Below are 17949 nucleotides of genomic sequence, written 5' to 3'. Positions count from 1 at the left end.
ATGGCGATCGAATACCGTGAATGGCGCGAGGGCGACGACCTTGCCCTGTTGGAGATCTGGGGCGGCCCGGAAACCGTCCAGGCCGGGCAGTTCCGCGGCACACTGGCGCCGTCGGGCAACTCCCCGTGGCGCCGCTGCATCGTGGCCGAGGACGTCGTCGACGGCGTGGCCATCCCCGTCGCGGCGGGCGTGGTCCACGAGGCCTCGCTGCACCCGCAACGGCTCTGGGCCTACATCGAGGTGGACCGGCAGCACCGCCGGACCGGCGTCGGCTCCACGCTGCTGACCATGCTCCGGCACGAGGCCGCGCAGTCGCCGTCGGGAGTGACCCGGCTCCGCTCCAAGGTGGAGCCCGGCACCGCGGGGGCGGCCTTCGCCGAGGCGGCGGGACTGGCCCCGATCCAGCGCTCCCGGCTCGTCGTCGTGGAGCCCGGGGCGCTCAAGCTGCCGGTCTTCGGTGACGGTTCCGAGGCTGCCGCCTCCGAGCAGGTCGAGGATCTCGCCACCGGCTCGGTGGAGCTCAGCGACGTCGTAGGCCGCTACTACACGGCAGCGCACGGCTGGGACAGCCCCGGGGACCTGAGCATCGCCACGGTCCAGCGGCTGTTCCTGGACGAGCTGAGCGGAGCCCACGGCGCCATTGTGCTCCGGTCGCCGAGGGCGAGCGCCTTCGGCCAGGGCGTGCCGGCCAGCAGGAAGGGCCGGCTCGAGGCGTTCGCGATCAGCTACGCGGAGCTTGCCCCCGCCGAGGGGGAGGGCGGGGCCAGCTCCGGGCAGCCCACCGAGGTGTTCCTAGGCCATGACCCGGCGCTCTCGCTGGAAGAGGCCCGGGCCGCGGCGCGTGATCTGCTGGCGCTGATCGCGTTCCAGCATCCCGTGCTGCTGGAACTGGACGATTCGATGACCGCGGTGGGCGACGTCGTCGAACCGCTGCTGCAAAGCGGCAAGGCCCGCGTCCAGGGTGCCGAGACCCTCGTCGTCTCCGACTGACACCGCCCGCAGACCCATCTGACCCGCAGACTGACTGTCAGTTGGGCTAAAGGACTACTGGCCGGCGGGCATCACCGGAGCGACGAAGCTGAACGTCATTCCCAGCAGCCAGACCAGCAGCAGGACCACCGGCAGATGGAAGATGAACTGCAGGAAAGTGAAGCCCACCAGGTCGCGGGCCCGCAGCCGCAGGACCGCCAGCAGCGGGAGCATAAAGAACGGGTTGACCAGGTTCGGCAGGGCCTCGGCGATGTTGTAGATCTGCACGGTCCAGCCGAGGTTCATGTTCACATCGGTGGCGGACTGCATCACGTACGGCGCCTCCACGAGCCACTTGCCGCCGCCGGACGGCACCAGGAGGCCCAGCACGGCGGTGTACAGCGCAATCACGACGGCGAACCCGCCGCTGCCGCCGATGTCCGAGAAGAACTCGGCCAGGTGCGCGGAGATGGTCATCCCGCCGTGGCCGGTGGCCTTGGTCAGGATCGCGGCCATCGCGGCGTAGAGCGGGAACTGGACCAGGATGCCGGCGGTGGCCGGGACGGCCTTGGTGACAGCCTGCAGGAAGTTCCGCGGCGTGGCGTGCAGCACCAGGCCCAGGATCAGGAAGACCAGCAGGTAGCCGTTGAGGCTGCTCACCACGGTCAGGAACGGCTTGGTCAGGAACTGCGAGACGAGCCAGCCGAGCGTCAGGATGCCTGCCAGGACGGGCAGGATCATGCTGTATTCGAGCCATTCGCCTGGGCGGGAGCGCGGCGCCGCTTCGCTGGGTTCGTCGTCGAGGTCGACGCCGAGATCCTCCGCGGTGCGGATGGCGCCGCCCTGGGGTGCGGAGAAGTGCGCGATCACGGTGGTGAGGGCCATCAGGATGGCCAGGGTGAGCAGCGACTGCCAGGTGAAGATCGTGGTGCCGAAGTCCAGGATGCCCGTGATCTTCAGCAGCGCGGGCGGCAGTGAGGCCGCGGTGGCCTGCAGCTGTGCGGCGGAGGAGGACAGCCCGAGCGCCCAGACGGCGCCGAGGCCCATGAACGCGGCCGCGCCGAGTGCGCGGTAGTCCACGGTCAGGTCCTTGCGGCGGGCAATGGCACGCGCCAGCAGGCCGCCGAAGATGAGGCTGAGGCCCCAGTTGAGGAAGGAGACGGACATCGACATCAGCGCCACAAAGCTCACGGCCGTGCGGCCCGTGGCCGGGATGAGGGCGAGACGGTTGATCAGCTTGGCCACCGGCGGGGAGGTCGCCACGACGTAGCCGGTGAGCACAACCATGGCCATCTGCAGGGTAAAGGCGGTCAGGTCCCAGAAACCGTTGCCGAAGGAATCGGCGATCGACTGGGGTGAGGCGCCGATGGCCAGGGCGGCCAGGGCGAAGATGTAGGCGTCCGGGAACCACTTCTCGGTCCACGCCGCCATCCGTTGGGCTATTCGGGCGAGACCGCGTTCTTCGATGCCGCTTTTGGTCAGGACTGTGTTTGCCACAGAGGAGTACCTCTCCATTGAGTGCGATTTTGTACCCGATGGAGCTTAGTCAGGACGCTGCCGGGAACCTAAGCTTATCGACGGCGGCCGCGTGCGCGCCGCGGGCCCTCGGCCTCGTCCAGCCGCTGCCGCTCCTCGTCGCTGGGGGCTCCGCCGCCGAGGTCCGCCGGCATCCACCATGCGCCCGGGGCCGGGTCCAGCGGGAAGTCCGCGATGCCGGCGTCGATCCCGGTCTGCAGGACCTTCCGCAGCCTGGCCGTGGCCGCCTGGACGTCCTCAGCCGCGGCGACGAGCATGGGCTCGGCGACGTGGATGCGGACCGGGGCACGCCAGGCACGGCGCGGCGAGAAGCCATGGTGGCGGGTCATCAGGCGGTGGGATCCCCAGACGGAGACCGGGATGACCGGCACCCCGGCCTCCGCGGCCATCCGCACGGCCCCGGTCTTGCATTCACGGACCCGGAAGCTGCGGCTGACACCGGCCTCGGGCAGGATGGCGATGTACTCGCCGTCGCGGAGTTTCTGCACGGCGGCGTCGTAGGCGTGGGAGCCCGTCTCGTAGCCGACGACGACGTGCCCGGCGGCGCTGACGGCGGGTCCGGCGAACCAGTGGTCGGCCGCGCCCTGCGTGACCAGGAACCGCATCTGGGCCCTGCTGTGCCACCACAGCAGCAGTTCCGCGAAGGCGAAGTCGAGGTAGCCGAAGTGGGTGATCGCGATGACGGCGCCCCGGCCCGGGGCCGCGCGCCGGGACGAGCCCGCGGGGTATTCGGCGGGTCGCTCCGGTGCCGGGAGATTTTCCCGCCCGGTGACGATGACGCGGATCCGGAACAGCCGGTGCAACGCCAGACCTGTGCGGACGATGACGCGGTAGAAGCGGTCGTTGGGCTGGGGCCGCCAGGCCATGGTCAGTTTCCACCTGCCCGGTGTCCGCCGGCCGGGCGTCCGCCCGACTGTTTTCTGCCCGTCGGGTGTCCGCCCGTCCCGCGCCCGTGGGGCGGCAAGGGCAGGAACCCGGAGGTGGACTCGATGTACTCCTTGTAGCCGGGACGGGCGGACATCGCCTTCTCGGTCAAGGGCTTGCCGGTCTTGCCGGCGAGCGTCCAGATCATCAGCGCGGGGGAGAGGATGGTCAGCACTCCGGGCCAGGAGTCGGCGGCGACGAGGAAGAGGCCGGCCCAGACGGCCGCGTCACCGAAGTAGTTCGGGTGGCGGGTGTAGCGCCAGAGGCCTGTGTTGAGAACTGTGCCGCGCTTGGCGGGGTCGGCCTTGAACTGTGCGAGCTGCCAGTCTCCGACTGTTTCGAAGACGAAGCCCACGATCCAGAGCAGGACCCCCAGCACGGCGAGCCAGCCGAGGCTCCCGGTGCTGAACATGCCGACCTGGACGGTGAGCGAGACGAAGAACAGCACCACGGCTTGGGGGAGGTACACGCGGCGCAGCGCGTAGTTGTCACGGGAGCCGGGGGCGGAGGAGAGCATGTCCACGTACCGCTGGTCCTCGTGGCCGCCGCGGGCGCGGAGGCCGATGTGGACGGCCAGCCGGATGCCCCAAACGGCCACGAGGGCCAGGAGCAGCAGGCGGCGGCCGCCGTCGCCGTGCCCGGCGGAAAGCAGCCAGGAGATAGCGGCCACAACGACGAAGCCGAGGCCCCAGACGGTGTCGATGACGGAGTGGCGGCTCTGGCGGACGGCAATGGCGAACGTCACGGCCAGCAGCACCACAAGCCCTGCCGCCACCCACGGCAGGCTGGCCAGAAACGCGTCGAGCGGGAAGGCCGGCATCAGAGCACCACCGGCAGGCGCGCGCCGGCGGCTGGGAGCAGGCTGCGGAAGGCCTCGGTGCTGCCAGGCATGTCGGCTCCGCTGTTGTTGCCGAACGCGTCCAGGATGAAACCGTTGGCGAGCGAGTTCCACAGGCCCACCCTGCGGATCATGAAGTGCCCCGTGCCCTTGAGGGAAACGTAGTCCACGGATTCCGCTACGCCCTCGGCCCGGCGGGCGTAGGCGAGCGAGTTGGCAGGGCTCGTCCAGCGGTCCTCGGTGCCGTGGACGATCAGCACCCGGCGTCCGGCGACGGGTTCCACCGGGGTTTTGCTGTCGAGCCACGGCGCGAGCGCCACCACGGCTTCCACCTGCGGGTCATCGGCAACACAGAGTGCGGTCAGCCCGCCCATCGAGTGGCCCAGCAGGTAGACCGGCACGCCGGGGTGCTCGCGGCTGATGTGGGACAGTGCCCAGCGCGCGTCCTGGACGGGGGACATGTCCTCCCCGTTCCAGCCGCGGTAGCGGTTCCGGAGCGTCCACACGGCCAGCCCGTGGGGGCCGCCCTGGGTCCGGAGGGCCCGGGCGAAGGGGAGCATCCGGGCCGGGCTGAGGTGCCGGGCGCGGACGGAGTCGTAGCTCTCCGAACGGCCGCCGTGCAGCACCAGGGCGACTCCCCGGGTTTCGCCGCTGGCCTCAGCGATGCTCAGCACTGCCTTCGCGTCAGTCCCGGGGCCAGCCATCCCGGCTTCGCGGTTGTCTATCTTGCGTATCGCCACGCCGGTGTCCTCCAGATCGTTCGTCCCTCAATTACCAACCATATGGCGCCGCGTCCGCAGTTCAAGGTCTGCAGCTGATCCGTTGATCGGCTGGGCCCGCCCGGGTTCCTGGGGACATGCCCATGGAACATTCGGAGCGGCGGCGCCCAACGATGGGACGGATGGATTGCCGCCGGCTGCGGGCTCCCTGCTGCGGCACCCCAGGCCCGGGCATTGGGCAGGGCCTGGATCCTATTGACGGCGCAGGGCTGGAGGAGTAGGCCTGTGCTGGTAAACCTCCGGACGCCATGCCGGCTGGGAGTGCAGATCACCGTCCGGGCCGGGTCTCATGACGAATATCCCGATACAGAAAATGAGACGGTACAGAAATGAACGGAATCAGCTTCGATAGCCTGCGCGAGCAAGTCCGCGGGCAGATCATCACGCCCGGCGACGCCGGTTACGACGCGGCGCGTGCGGTCTTCAACGGCATGATCGATAAGAGGCCGGCAGCGGTGGTCCACGTATCCCAGGTGGCCGATGTCATCTCCTGCGTCGACTTCGCCCGGGACAACTCCCTGGACCTGGCGGTCCGCGGGGGAGGACACAGCGCCCCGGGCTTTGGCACGTGGGATGACGCCTTGGTCATCGACTTCGTAAACACCACCGGGGTCCGGGTCGATCCCGCAGCCGCGACGGCGCGCGCGGAGGCCGGTGCGACGTGGGCCGATTTCAACCACGCGACCCATGCCTTCGGGCTGGCAACTCCTGGCGGCATTGTCGGCTCGACCGGCATCGCCGGGCTGACCCTCGGCGGCGGCATCGGCTACCTGAGCCGCAAGTATGGGCTCAGCTGCGACAACCTCCTCTCGGCCGACGTCGTCACGGCCGAGGGAAAGTTCCTTACCGCCAGCGAAAGCGAGAACGAGGACCTGTTCTGGGCGCTGCGCGGCGGCGGCGGGAACTTCGGCGTCGTGACGTCATTTGAATACCGGCTGCACCCCGTGGACATGGTCCACGCCGGCATCATCATTTACCCCATCGAGCATGCGGAGACGGTGGCAACGTTTTACCGGAACTACATGGCCACCGCCCCTGAAGAGTTTGGGGCGTTCCTGGGCTTCCATCAGGGCCCTCCAGTTCCGTTCCTGCCCGAGCAGTGGCATGGCAAACCCGTGTGCGTCATCGTCGGCATGTGGACGGGCGATCTGGCGGAAGGTCCGGCACGCTGGCAACCGTTCCTGGACGCCGCGCCGGCGGCGGGCTCCATGGTGGGGCCAATGCCTTACCCCGCCTTGAACACGGCTTTCGACCCGCTGCAGCCCCCCGGCATGCAGGCCTACTGGAAAGCGGATTTTCTGGCGGAGCTCAACGACGGCGCCATCGCTGCGCACATCGAACACGGCAGCAAAGTCCCCAGCGTGCAAACCGCGGTACACATCTACCCCATCGATGGTGCTGTCCAGCGGGTGGGCGCCACGGACACGGCGTTCGCCAACCGGAACGTGAAGTTTTCGCCCGTAATCGCGGCGCAGTGGCTGGACCCCGCGGAAAACGAGGCAAACATCGCCTGGGTGCGGGACTACGCGGCCGCGCTGCGGCCCTACTCGGCTCCCGGCGGCTACATCAACTTCATGGACGGAGATGATCTGCCCAGGATCGCGGAGAACTACGGGGAGAACTACAAGCGACTGAGGGAGGTCAAAGCTAAGTACGATCCGCAGAACCTCTTCCACGTCAACCAGAACATCCCGCCCGCGTAACGTCCGGCGCGCCCCGCGCCCCGCGCGTCGCCGTCGCCGTCCGGTGTCGTCCGTCCGGCGTCGTCGCCCTCGGTGTCGTCCGTCCGGCGTCAGCCGTCCGGAGGGGCCTCGCCAACGCCGTAGAGTTTCCGGCATGAGGTTGAACTGCTGATGGGCGCCGGACATTCACATGCGCACACGGGACATGCGGAGCCGACGCCCCAGGCGCGCGCCGCGCGGAAAAAGGCGAACTGGATCCTGGCCGCCGTCCTGATCCCGCTGACCCTGCTGACGCTCGCGGCGATGGTCATGCTGTGGCCCTCGGGCAGCAAAGAGGGCATCAAGCTGGCCAGCCCCTATGCGGCGGCGCCCGGCGTCACCTTTGACACCGGGAAAATCCAGCGTGTCGTCACCGGCAGCTGTACGGAGCGTGCCCAGCCCGGCGGCGATGCTGCCGGCCAGGCTCCGCAGCAGGGCGCGGAGTGCACCTTCGCCTTCACCGAGCCGGACAAGGGCGGCAACCCCGTCAAGGTGGTTATCAACCCCGACGTCGCCAAGTCCCATGGCGTCAAGGTCGGCGACAACATCCGCTATTTGAATCTTTCCAAAGCCCAGGGTGCCGCCGAGGCCCAGGGCACACCGGCCTACGTCTTCGTCGACTTCGTCCGGACGCTGCCCATCATCTTCCTGGCCGTGCTCTACGCCGTCGTCGTGATCGCGGTGGCTCGCTGGCGCGGCCTGCGGGCGCTGATCGGGCTCGTCGGGGCCTACGGGGTACTCGTGGCCTTCATGCTCCCCGGACTCGTGGAAGGCAAACCGCCGCTGCTGCTGGCGCTGGTGGGATCGACCGTGATCATGATCGGCGTACTCTACTTCGCCCATGGCTTCTCCGCGCGGACCTCGACGGCGCTGCTCGGCACCATGTTCGGCCTAGGCATCACTGCCCTGCTGGCGGCCTGGGCCACCGACGCCGCGAACCTCGCCGGGGTGGGCAGCCACGACGCCGCCACGCTCACGAACATTTCGGACAACATCTCGATCTCCGGCATCATCCTCTGCGGGCTCATCATCTCCGGCCTCGGCGTCCTCAACGACGTCACCATCACGCAGTCCTCTGCGGTGTGGGAGCTATGGGAGCTCGCCCCGGAAACGTCCGCCCGGCAGCTGTTCGCCTCGGCCATGCGGATCGGCCGGGACCACATCGCCTCCACCGTCTACACCATCGCCTTCGCCTACGCCGGTGCGGCACTGCCGGTCCTGATCCTGGTGATGCTCTACGAGCGGCCGCTCGGCGACGCCCTCACCAGCGCCGAACTCTCCGAGGAAGTGATCCGCACCCTCGTCGGCTCCGTCGGGCTGGTCCTGGCGATCCCGGTCACCACGATCATCGCGGTGCTGGTGGTCAAGGCCACCGGTATCCGGGGCGCCGCCAAGGTTCCCGACGCCGTCGGACGGGAGGCGGACGACGCCGTCGACCGGTCTGGCGACGTCAGGGACCGCATCGTTCTCGACCAGCGCACGTCCGCCGCCGGACCGGACGCAGACGATGGCGTCGTGGAACCAGCCCCCGAATCGCGCCGCGGGCGCCGGGCGGCCGCACGGGGCTGACCGCCGCGTATCCACATAGCCGGCTCGGATCCCGCCGATTTGCCCGGCTTTGAGACAATGATCTGGTGACTGTTGTAGCAACGACTCCCGCCCCCAAGCTGGAACTCCCGCCCCTGAAGCTCGGGCCCATCACGGTGGACACCCCCGTGATCCTGGCCCCCATGGCGGGCATCACCAACTCCGCCTTCCGCAGGCTCTGCCGTGAATACGGCGGAGGCCTCTACGTGGCGGAGATGGTCACCTCCCGCGCCCTCGTGGAGCGCACGCCCGAATCGCTGCGCATCATTTCGCACGACGACGACGAGAAAGTCCGCTCCGTCCAGCTTTACGGCGTGGACCCGGTGACCGTCGGCCAGGCCGTCAGGATGCTCGTCGAGGAGGACCGCGCGGACCACATCGACCTGAATTTCGGCTGCCCCGTCCCGAAGGTGACCCGGCGCGGCGGCGGATCGGCGCTCCCGTGGAAGATCGACCTGTTCACCTCGATCGTCCGGACCGCTGTGAAGGAAGCCTCCAAAGGCAACGTCCCGCTGACCATCAAGATGCGCAAAGGCATCGACGATGACCACCTCACTTACCTGGATGCCGGTCGGATCGCCCGGGATTCCGGGGTCGCCGCTGTTGCGCTGCACGGCCGTACCGCCGCACAGTTCTACTCCGGCCAGGCCGACTGGTCCGCGATCGCCCGGCTGCGCGAGGCCCTGCCGGACATCCCGGTGCTCGGCAACGGCGACATCTGGTCCGCGGAAGACGCAATCCGCATGGTCCGCGAAACCGGCGTCGACGGCGTTGTGGTGGGCCGCGGCTGCCAGGGGCGCCCGTGGCTGTTCGGCGACCTCATGGCCGCCTTCGAGGGAAGCGACGAGCGCCACAAGCCGGCCCTGCGTCAGGTGGCGGAAGGCGTGTACCGCCATGCTGAGCTGATGGTCGAAACCTTCGGCAACGATGAAGGCAAGGCGCTCCGCGAGATCCGCAAGCACATGGCGTGGTACTTCAAGGGCTACGTGGTCGGCAGTGAACTGCGGACCAAACTGGCGATGGTGACCAGTCTTGAGGTGCTGCGCGAAACACTGGACCAGCTGGACCTTGATTCGCCGTACCCCGGGGTTGACGCCGAGGGCCCGCGCGGCCGCGCCGGCTCGCCCAAAAAGCCTGCCCTGCCCAAGGACTGGCTGCTGGACCGCAACATGGACGCCGAGCAGTCGAGCGAGATCTGCCACGCGGAACTGGACGTGTCCGGTGGCTGAAACCAGGACCACCGCCCCGGTGCTGGACGGCTACATTGCCCGCGACACCGCCCGCTGGGTGGAGGAGCCTGCCAAGAGCACCTACCGCTCCGACTTCGAACGTGACCGCGCCCGCGTCCTGCACTCCTCGGCGCTGCGCCGGCTCGGGGCCAAGACCCAGGTCGTGGCACCGGACACCGACGACTTCGTCCGCACCCGGCTCACCCACAGCCTCGAAGTGGCGCAGGTGGGCCGCGAACTCGGCCGGGCGCTGGGCTGCGACCCCGACGTCGTGGACACCGCCTGCCTCAGCCATGACCTTGGCCACCCGCCGTTCGGCCACAACGGCGAATCCGCCCTGAACGAGGTGGCCCATGCCATCGGCGGCTTCGAAGGCAATGCCCAGACCCTGCGGCTGCTGACCAGGCTGGAACCCAAGGTGCTGGCTCCGGACGGGCGCCCCGCCGGGCTGAACCTGACCCGGGCAAGCCTCGATGCCGCCGCCAAGTACCCGTGGTCCGCCGAGAACGCCCCCGTCATCCACGGCCAGCGGACCAGCAAGTTCGGCGCCTACGAGGACGACCTGCCGATCTTCGACTGGATCCGCGAGGAGGCCCCCGGACGCCGCTCCTGCCTTGAGGCGCAGGTGATGGACCTCGCGGACGATATCTCCTACTCCGTGCACGACGTCGAGGACGCGATCGTAGCCGGCCATTTCCAGCTGAGCTGGATGGACAACCCGGACCACCGCGCCCGGGTGGTTGGCTACGCCAAGCAGTGGTACCTGCCGCACAACGATCCCGCCGCGATCGACGCCGCACTGGCCCGCTTGGAGGCCACGAGCGTCTGGGTGCGCGAGGCTGACGGCAGCCGCAAGTCGATGGCCGCCCTCAAGGACATGACCAGCCAGCTCATCGGCCGCTTCTGCCAGAGTGCATTGGAGACCACGCGCGCCGTTTACGGACCGGAGAACCTGACCCGCTACAACGCGGAACTCATCGTCCCCGATGGGACTGTGATGGAAATCGCCGTGATGAAGGGCCTGGCCACCACTTTCGTGATGACCACCGAGCACCGGCAGCCCATCTACGAGCGCCAGCGCGAGGTCCTGCACGCCCTCGTCACGGCGCTGAGCGCCACCGGAGACCGCCACCTGGAGCCGATGTTCGCCGCCGACTGGCGCGACGCTGAGGACGACGGCGCACGGCTGCGCGTCGTGATCGACCAGGTCGCGTCGCTGACCGACGGTTCCGCGCTGGCCACGTACGAGCGGCTCGTCGGCAGTCTGCCGTCACTGTGGTGACTGCCGGGTGACGGGCGCCATAGCCGGCCCTTCGGCGTCGTGCCCGGGTATTAGGATGGCATTGTGGCTGGCCTGATCAAGCGTGAAGATATCGACGAGGTACGCCAGCGCACCGACATCAAGGAAGTCGTTGACGGCTACGTGACCCTCAAGGGCGCGGGTCTCGGTTCCTTCAAGGGTCTGTGCCCCTTCCACGATGAGCGCTCGCCCTCGTTCACCGTCCGCCCGCAGGTGGGCAGGTACCACTGCTTCGGCTGCGGCGAGGACGGCGACGCCATCTCCTTCGTGCAGAAACTGGACCACACCTCCTTCCACGAGGCCGTCGAAAAACTGGCTGCCCGGATCGGCTTCGAACTCCGGTACGAGGACGGCGGCTCGGGCCCCAACCGCGAGGACACCGGCCGGCGCCAGCGGCTGCTGGACGCCCACAAGGTTGCCGACGAGTTCTTCCGCGCCCAGCTGCTGACGCCCGGCGCCACCGAGGGGCGCAACTTCCTGCATGGCCGCGGGTTCGACCGCGGCGCCGCCGAACAGTTCGGCGTCGGCTACGCCCCGCAGGGCTGGGACTCGCTGCTCAAGCACTTCCGGGGACGGGGTTACACGGATTCCGAGCTTAAGTTGACGGGCATGTTCTCTGAAGGCGGCCGGGGGATCTACGACCGCTTCCGTGGCCGGCTGATCTGGCCCATCCGGGACATCGCCGGGGACACGATCGGCTTCGGGGCCCGCAAGCTCTATGAGGACGACCAGGGCCCCAAGTACCTCAACACCCCCGAGACCGCGCTCTACAAGAAGTCCCAGGTCCTCTACGGGATCGACCTCGCCAAGCGAAACATCGCCAAGGAACGCCAGCTCGTTGTGGTGGAGGGCTACACCGACGTGATGGCGTGCCACCTCGCCGGGATTACGACGGCGGTGGCCACCTGCGGTACAGCCTTCGGCACCGAGCACATCAAGATCGCCCGACGACTGCTGTCCGACGACGGCAGCGGGGGAGAGGTCATTTTCACCTTCGACGGCGACGCCGCCGGCCAGAAGGCCGCGCTGCGGGCCTTCGAAGAGGACCAGCGCTTCGTGGCGCAGACCTACGTTGCCGTGGAACCCAACGGCGCCGACCCCTGCGAGCTGCGCCAGTCCAAGGGCGACTCCGCCGTCCGGGACCTGATCGGCACCCGCCGCCCGCTCTTTGAATTCGCCATCCGCGCCACCCTGAAACGGCACAACCTGGACACAGTGGAGGGCCGGATCGGCGCCTTGCGGGAATCCGCGCCGGTGGTGGCCCAGATCCGCGACGCCGGCATCCGCCCGGCCTATGCCCGCGAACTGGCCGGCTGGCTGGGCATGCCGGTGGAGGAGGTCAGCCGTGCCGTCGGAGCGGCGGCCAAGCGTGCCACCCAGGGGCCATCCGGCGGGTCCGGGCACAGGGGACCGGGCCAGGGGTATGCTCCGGCTGCTGGCGGCGGAGCTCCGGCGCGGTCCGCTCCGGGTGTGGCGCCCTTGCCGCCGTCGGCCGTCCTTCCGTCTTTCAACCGGCCGGACCCGCGCGATCCGGTGGCCGCCATGGAGCGTCAGGCGCTTGAGGTCGCCCTGCAGGAGCCCGCGATGCTGGAGGGGGAGACCTGGCAGCGTTTCTCCGAGGCACGGTTCTCGACGCCGGCGTATCTGGCCATCCATGAGGCCATCCGGGCGACCGGTCTGGCCTTTACCGGGGATCCTCTGCGCTGGGTGGAAGGGCTGCTGCAGGAAGTCCCCGAGCCGCTGCGGCCGCTCGTGTCCGAACTCGCCGTCGTGCCCCTGCCGGCCAGCACGGCAGAAGGCGTGCAGCGGTACTGCAAGGACATCCTGGCGCGCCTGTTTGAGCTGCAGATCACCCGGGTCAAGGCGGACAAAATGGGCCAACTGCAGCGCCTGGACGCCTCGGCGGATCCTGAAGACTTCCAGCGGCTGAACCGTGAGCTCATGCAGTTGGAGGTGCAGCGGAGGTCGTTGCGCTCGGATGCCTGATTGTCCCGCCGTGTTGTCCCTCCGTGTTGTCCCTCCGGGGGCAATTTCACTTCCCGGCAGAGTGTTTGCTAGGCTTATAGCCGCTTCATTCCTCCTTAGCTCAATTGGCAGAGCATTCGACTGTTAATCGAAGGGTTGCTGGTTCAAGTCCAGCAGGAGGAGCGCGCAGTCCCCGTTCCGGGTTACCGGGACGGGGACTTTTTTATACCCGGAGGGGTATTTGCGGCGTTCTCTGGGCAGGGCGCGCGGCCGATTTCCTAAGCGGCAAATCCTTTGCTAATGTCATACCTGCTTCATTCCTCCTTAGCTCAATTGGCAGAGCATTCGACTGTTAATCGAAGGGTTGCTGGTTCAAGTCCAGCAGGAGGAGCGGACAGGTCCCGCGGCCGGTGAACAGCCGGCCGCGGGACCTTTTTTGTGCCCTCTTACGGCGGCTCATGGATTGGCTCAGACGAAGTACATCTCCACCTGAAGGAAGCGTTCGGCTTCGGCCACCGCGGCTTCGAAGGCCTCGTGCTCAGTGGGGGACTTCCGCGGCTCGCGGGGGTGCCACTCGTGCGGAGCGGAGTGAACCTGGGTGAAGCCGCCTCCGGGCGGAGCGAAGAAAATGCCGAAACGCTGCACGGGCCATTCAGGTGAAGATTCGGGGGCCACCAGCAGGGCCGAATCATAGGCCGGGTTGTACCACTGCGCGATCGGGCGCCGCCGGTCTTCGGTGAACAGTCCTGCGGCGAAGAGGGCGGCGGACTGGCGGCTGGTCTGACTGCACAGCCGATCCCACCACAGCGGCAGTATCCCGGCATCACACCGCTGCCACGTGGCCGGGAGGGGCGGAGGGTCCTGCCAGTGGGGCACGTTACAACTTTATCGCCCGCAGCGGACCGGGAACAGGGTCGTGGGACAGGGGTCACGGGTCAGGGCCTCGTGGCCAACCCGCACGTGGGGGACATGCCCCGCGCTGGGGTTGGCGGGTGGACATAGGCCCGGTATGTCCAGTCCCGGGCCCCAGGAATGGGCATGTCCTCCAGGCGGAGTTGTCCTGTGCTCCGCGCCGCCCTCGGGCATGTCCCGCGCTGGGGTTGGCGGGTGGACATAAGCCCGGTATGTCCGGTCCCGGGCCCGAAGACTGGGCATGTCCCCCCGGGGGAGTTGCCCAGCGCTAGTGGATTGAGGGCACGCTCCGGGGCCGGACGACGAGCCAGAGGGCGGCGGCGGCAAGGAAGATGCAGGCTGCCTGCACCCCGCCCATCGGGGTGGCGGAGCCGAGGCCGAGCCAGCCGACGACCGGCGAGATCAGGCCCGCCATCATGAATGTCGCCGCTCCCAGCAGGGAAGCGGCGGTTCCCGCCTGCGCGCCGTGCTTGGCCAGCGCCAGGACCTGCACACACGGGAAGGTGAAGCCGGCGCCGAGGATGTAGAACCAGAGCGGCACCATGACGCCCCACAACCCGAAGTCCAGCTGGTCGAACACGACGATCAGCACGGCCATGAGGAACATCCAGGCCGTGGAACATCCCAGGATCCACTGGGGCGGGACCCGGCGGATCAGCCGGGAGCTGGTCTGGACGCCGGCCACGATGCCCAGCGAGTTGACGCCGAAGAGCAGCCCGTACTGCTGGGGATTGAAGCCGTAGACGTCCTGGAAGAGGAACGGTGAGGCGGAGAGGTAGGTGAAGAGGCCGGCGAAGTTCATGCCGCCCACCATCAGCAGGCCAACGAAGATCCGGTCCGCGAACAGCACACCGTAGCGCTGGCGCACCGTCATGCCGGTCTTCCCGCGCAGCTCGCGCGGCAGGGTCTCGCGGACCACGAACACGGCTGCGATGATGACGCAGGTCCCGTAGCCGGCCAGGAAGACGAAGATGCCCGGCCACGGGGTCAGCAGGAGCAGCTGGGAGCCGATCACGGGGGCGAGGATCGGTGCGAGGCCGTTGACGAGGGCCATCCTGGAGAACATCCGGACCATGGCGTAGCCGCTGAACAGGTCCCGGACCATGGCCATGGCCACGACGCCGCCGCCGGCCGCGCCGACGCCCATCAGGACACGGAAGAGGCCAAGCGTGCCGATATCGGTGGACAGGGCGGCGCCCAACGAGGCCGTGATGTGCACCGCGGTCGCCAGGATCAGCGGCATCCGCCGGCCGAACTTGTCGCTGAGCGGCCCCACCACGAGCTGGCCCAGGGCGAAGCCCAACGTCGTGCCCGTGAGCGTCAACTGCACGGCCGCCTCGGAGACGCCGAGGCTGGCTTCCAGCGCCGGGAACGCCGGCAGGTAGAGATCCACCGTGAAGGGCCCCAGGGCGGTCAGGGCGCCGAGCATCAGAATGTAGAGGAGCTTGCGGCGGCGGCTCAGGGAATCGCCGGGATTGGGGGGTGTACTCACAGGGGTCAATCCTAGGCCCGGCACAGCTGCCGGGCGCGGCAGCGTGGCGCGCCGCACCGTGCCCGCACGGCCCGGCCCGGGGCCAGAATGGTAGTTTTGACACCGGAGTGTGCGTCAAGCGGCGCGGACCGGCAAGCCCGCGTGAGCGGAATCACAGGTGTAACCAGTTAGGCGGGACCGATGAGCGGACGTCACAGCGGCGGGACAAATGGCGGGCTGCGCATTTCCGCGGTGCCCAGAACCCTGAAACTGATCTTCAAGCTGGCCCCCCGGCAGCTCAATGACGAGATCGCCCTCGCGAAGATTGAAATCAAGCGCAAGGGAATCCAGGTCGGTATCGCCGCCGCCTTCTTCGCCGTCGCGCTGGCTTTTGTCGCGTTTCTGGTGATCGGCCTTGTCGTGGCTGCCATCATGGGCCTGGCCACGATCATGCCCGCCTGGCTTGCCGCGCTGCTTGTCTGCGGCGTCTTCCTGCTGGTCGCCCTCATCGTTGGGCTGCTGGGACTCCGGAAGTTCAAAAAAGCCATGCCGCTGATGCCGGAAGACACCATCCGCGGCCTCAAGTACGACCTCGGCATCGCCAAGGAAGGCTCCGCCTTCGATCCGGCGGTCCTGGACCCCGACTCCGAGCAGTACAAGGCCGCCAAGGCCGCCAAGGCTGTAGCCGCCGCCAAGGCAAAGGCCGAGAAGGCAGCCAAGAAGGCCGCTGAACCGGACTTCGGCCCGCCGCCGACCGAAACGGAACTGCGGCGCCGGCTGGAGCAGCGCCGCACACACCTCACCGGGGTCCGCGACGAACTCAACGAGGAACTCGACGTCAAGACCCAGGCACAGGCCGTGCTGGCCGCGGCCCAGGTCCGGCTGCAGGACGGCAAGGAGCGGCTCAGCGACAACGTGGCCGGCTTCCGCTCGGCCCGTCGCTCCGCGAAGAAGCCCGCGACGTCGACCGGCCGCGGTGCGGCGGAACAGCTGAGCCAGCGCTGGAAGCCGCTCGCAGCGCTGGCCGCCTCGAGCGTTGCGTTGGTGTTCCTCCTGCGCAAGCTGATCAAGGACTAGGCAGCCCGTTGAACTGCAAGGCCCGAACGTTGCCGGCCACGGAAAGGGGCACTGGATGAAGTTCATCGGCGCTGGTTCCCGGCCTGGTCGGCCCGAGATCCACCACGACGGGGTCTTCACCATCCCCAATGTGCTGACGGTGGTGCGGTTCCTTGGCGTCCCGCTCTTCATCTGGCTCGTGCTCGGGCCGAAGGAATACGGCTACGGCGCCCTCGTCCTGGCCATCATGGGCAGCACCGACTGGGTGGACGGCTACATCGCCCGGCGCTTCAACCAGATGTCCAACCTCGGCCGGGTCATGGATCCCATCGCGGACCGGCTGGCGCTGATCGCCGTTGCTGTGACCCTCGTGATCGCCGGCGTCGTGGAGTGGTGGTACCTGGCGGCACTGCTGGTCCCTGACGCGATCCTGCTCTGGGTGTCGTTGTATTACTTCCACAGCCATCCGGACCTGCCCGTCAGCCGGGTGGGCAAAATCCGGACGGGCCTGCTGCTGGTAGGAACGCCGCTTCTGGTGCTCTCCAAACTCCCGATCCCGGCCACCGAGGTCTACGCCGTCGCCGCCTGGATCTTCCTTGGCCTGGGGCTCGTGGGGCACTGGATCGCCGGGTACAGCTATTTCTGGGCCATCATCCGCAAGGGCAAACAGCTTAAAGCAGTCGACGGCGGCCTCGGCTGATGGTCTGGATCGCAGTACTGCTGGCGGTGCTCGGCGCCTTCTTCCTGGCCTTTGGCGCGCAGCGCCAAGGCAGTGCAGTCAAGGCCGATACCGGCGGCCTGGCGCTCAGCAGCCACGGGCTGCTCCGCCTCCTGCGCAGTCCCCGCTGGATGTTCGGGCTGCTGCTGCTGTGTACGGGCATGGTCATGAACGCCATCGCCCTGGTCTCGGCGCCCCTCACCGTGGTCCAGCCGATCGGCGCGATTGCCCTTGTCATCACCACGATCGTCAACGCCAAGGACCAGGGGCTGAGCATCAACCGGGCCACGGTGGTGGCCATTTCAGCCTGCGTCACGGGCTCGGCGCTGTTCGTCGTGCTGGCTGTCAACGTGACCCAGGAAAACCACCACGTCAGTTCCTCTGATGAGCTGACGATCGTGCTGCTGCTGGCCCTGGCGGTGGGCCTGTTCGGTACGCTCGCCGTGATGTTCAAACACCGGACGAGCGCCTTCGTCTACATCCTCGGCGCGGGGGTTCTGTTCGGCTTCGTGGCCGTGCTGACCCGCATCATCGGCAGGCACCTGCTGGACCCGAATGGTCTGGCCCTGCTGAATGTCCAGTGGTATTCAGTGGTCGCGATCGTGGCTGCGGGCGGCCTCGGCTCGTGGTTTGTGCAGAGCGCCTATTCAGGCGGCCCCCCGGACCTGGTGATCGCCGGACTCACGGTGATCGACCCGATTGTGGGGATCGCGATCGGCATCGCGATCCTGGGCGAGCTCCGCCCTGATGTCCACGCCGTGATGGCGATTGCGATGGGGACGGCCGCTTCCCTTGCTATCGTGGGAGTGATAGCCCTCTCCAGGCACCACCCCGAGGTCACCAAGCGCAGGAAGGATGCGCGGAGGGCCTCGGGCCGGCCGTCCTAGGGCAACAGATCCAGACTTCAGCAGTAGGCCCGGCGCGCCTGCGCCGACGGCCAGCCG

Annotated in this window: 15 protein-coding genes and 2 tRNA genes; 11 read left to right on the top strand and 6 right to left on the bottom strand. The window is 68.2% G+C overall.

What is annotated here, in order from left to right; genetic code table 11:
- On the top strand, positions 1 to 990 hold the full coding sequence (locus tag ACVWZ8_RS01200; protein WP_426976677.1) for a GNAT family N-acetyltransferase: 990 nt from the start codon (positions 1 to 3) through the stop codon (positions 988 to 990).
- Between the two features lie 54 nt (positions 991 to 1044).
- On the opposite strand, the gene ACVWZ8_RS01195 is transcribed toward ACVWZ8_RS01200, so the two are convergent.
- The 4 genes from ACVWZ8_RS01195 to ACVWZ8_RS01180 all read right to left on the bottom strand — a co-directional run bounded on the left by ACVWZ8_RS01195 (position 1045) and on the right by ACVWZ8_RS01180 (position 5001).
- Complete coding sequence (locus ACVWZ8_RS01195) at positions 1045 to 2466, bottom strand: short-chain fatty acid transporter (RefSeq protein WP_456503522.1); 1422 nt, start codon at positions 2464 to 2466, stop codon at positions 1045 to 1047.
- A 74-nt stretch (positions 2467 to 2540) separates the two neighbouring features.
- The gene (locus ACVWZ8_RS01190; protein WP_456503521.1) at positions 2541 to 3371 is read right to left on the bottom strand and encodes a lysophospholipid acyltransferase family protein; all 831 of its coding nucleotides are present in this window, start codon (positions 3369 to 3371) and stop codon (positions 2541 to 2543) included.
- A gap of 2 nt (positions 3372 to 3373) precedes the next feature.
- The gene (locus ACVWZ8_RS01185; RefSeq protein WP_456503520.1) at positions 3374 to 4249 is read right to left on the bottom strand and encodes a DUF1295 domain-containing protein; all 876 of its coding nucleotides are present in this window, start codon (positions 4247 to 4249) and stop codon (positions 3374 to 3376) included.
- On the bottom strand, positions 4249 to 5001 hold the full coding sequence (locus tag ACVWZ8_RS01180) for an alpha/beta hydrolase (RefSeq protein WP_426979847.1): 753 nt from the start codon (positions 4999 to 5001) through the stop codon (positions 4249 to 4251). The genes ACVWZ8_RS01185 and ACVWZ8_RS01180 overlap by 1 nt, the downstream gene beginning before the upstream one ends.
- Positions 5002 to 5375: 374 nt before the next feature.
- Between ACVWZ8_RS01180 and ACVWZ8_RS01175 the strand changes: the two genes are divergently transcribed.
- The 7 genes from ACVWZ8_RS01175 (at position 5376) to ACVWZ8_RS01145 (ending at position 13239) form a co-directional block, all read left to right on the top strand.
- On the top strand, positions 5376 to 6749 hold the full coding sequence (locus ACVWZ8_RS01175; protein WP_456503519.1) for an FAD-binding oxidoreductase: 1374 nt from the start codon (positions 5376 to 5378) through the stop codon (positions 6747 to 6749).
- A gap of 150 nt (positions 6750 to 6899) precedes the next feature.
- Positions 6900 to 8336 (top strand): YibE/F family protein, encoded by a 1437-nt coding sequence (locus ACVWZ8_RS01170; RefSeq protein ID WP_426976682.1) that lies wholly within the window; start codon positions 6900 to 6902, stop codon positions 8334 to 8336.
- A gap of 65 nt (positions 8337 to 8401) precedes the next feature.
- On the top strand, positions 8402 to 9583 hold the full coding sequence (gene dusB / locus ACVWZ8_RS01165; RefSeq protein ID WP_456503518.1) for a tRNA dihydrouridine synthase DusB: 1182 nt from the start codon (positions 8402 to 8404) through the stop codon (positions 9581 to 9583).
- Entirely contained in the window at positions 9576 to 10865 is a 1290-nt protein-coding gene (locus tag ACVWZ8_RS01160; protein ID WP_426976684.1) for a deoxyguanosinetriphosphate triphosphohydrolase, read from the top strand. The genes dusB and ACVWZ8_RS01160 overlap by 8 nt, the downstream gene beginning before the upstream one ends.
- A gap of 63 nt (positions 10866 to 10928) precedes the next feature.
- On the top strand, positions 10929 to 12869 hold the full coding sequence (gene dnaG, locus ACVWZ8_RS01155; RefSeq protein ID WP_456503517.1) for a DNA primase: 1941 nt from the start codon (positions 10929 to 10931) through the stop codon (positions 12867 to 12869).
- A gap of 89 nt (positions 12870 to 12958) precedes the next feature.
- Positions 12959 to 13031 (top strand) — tRNA-Asn (locus ACVWZ8_RS01150).
- Positions 13032 to 13166: 135 nt separating this feature from the next.
- Positions 13167 to 13239: transfer RNA gene (locus ACVWZ8_RS01145), tRNA-Asn, on the top strand.
- A gap of 77 nt (positions 13240 to 13316) precedes the next feature.
- Here ACVWZ8_RS01145 and ACVWZ8_RS01140 read toward each other — a convergent pair.
- The gene (locus ACVWZ8_RS01140) at positions 13317 to 13724 is read right to left on the bottom strand and encodes a hypothetical protein (RefSeq protein ID WP_426976686.1); all 408 of its coding nucleotides are present in this window, start codon (positions 13722 to 13724) and stop codon (positions 13317 to 13319) included.
- A gap of 304 nt (positions 13725 to 14028) precedes the next feature.
- Complete coding sequence (locus ACVWZ8_RS01135) at positions 14029 to 15252, bottom strand: multidrug effflux MFS transporter (RefSeq protein ID WP_456503516.1); 1224 nt, start codon at positions 15250 to 15252, stop codon at positions 14029 to 14031.
- 180 nt (positions 15253 to 15432) lie between these two features.
- On the opposite strand from ACVWZ8_RS01135, the gene ACVWZ8_RS01130 reads away from it, so the two are divergent.
- Genes ACVWZ8_RS01130 through ACVWZ8_RS01120 form a run of 3 tightly spaced genes read left to right on the top strand, consistent with a single transcriptional unit; the run spans position 15433 to position 17892 of the window.
- Positions 15433 to 16308, top strand: coding sequence for a phage holin family protein (locus ACVWZ8_RS01130; protein WP_426976688.1), 876 nt, complete (start codon positions 15433 to 15435; stop codon positions 16306 to 16308).
- Positions 16309 to 16363: 55 nt separating this feature from the next.
- A complete protein-coding gene (locus ACVWZ8_RS01125) occupies positions 16364 to 16987 on the top strand; it encodes a CDP-alcohol phosphatidyltransferase family protein (protein ID WP_456503515.1) in 624 nt (207 codons plus the stop codon).
- Positions 16987 to 17892, top strand: a complete 906-nt coding sequence (locus tag ACVWZ8_RS01120) for a DMT family transporter (RefSeq protein WP_426976690.1) — start codon at positions 16987 to 16989, stop codon at positions 17890 to 17892. Before ACVWZ8_RS01125 ends, ACVWZ8_RS01120 begins: the two co-directional genes overlap by 1 nt.
- The last annotated feature ends 57 nt before the right edge of the window (positions 17893 to 17949 follow it).

The sequence above is a fragment of the Arthrobacter sp. UYCu723 genome (genome assembly GCF_054059215.1).
Note: the sequence above shows the minus strand (reverse complement) of the source record. Positions and strands in the feature narration are given on the sequence as shown.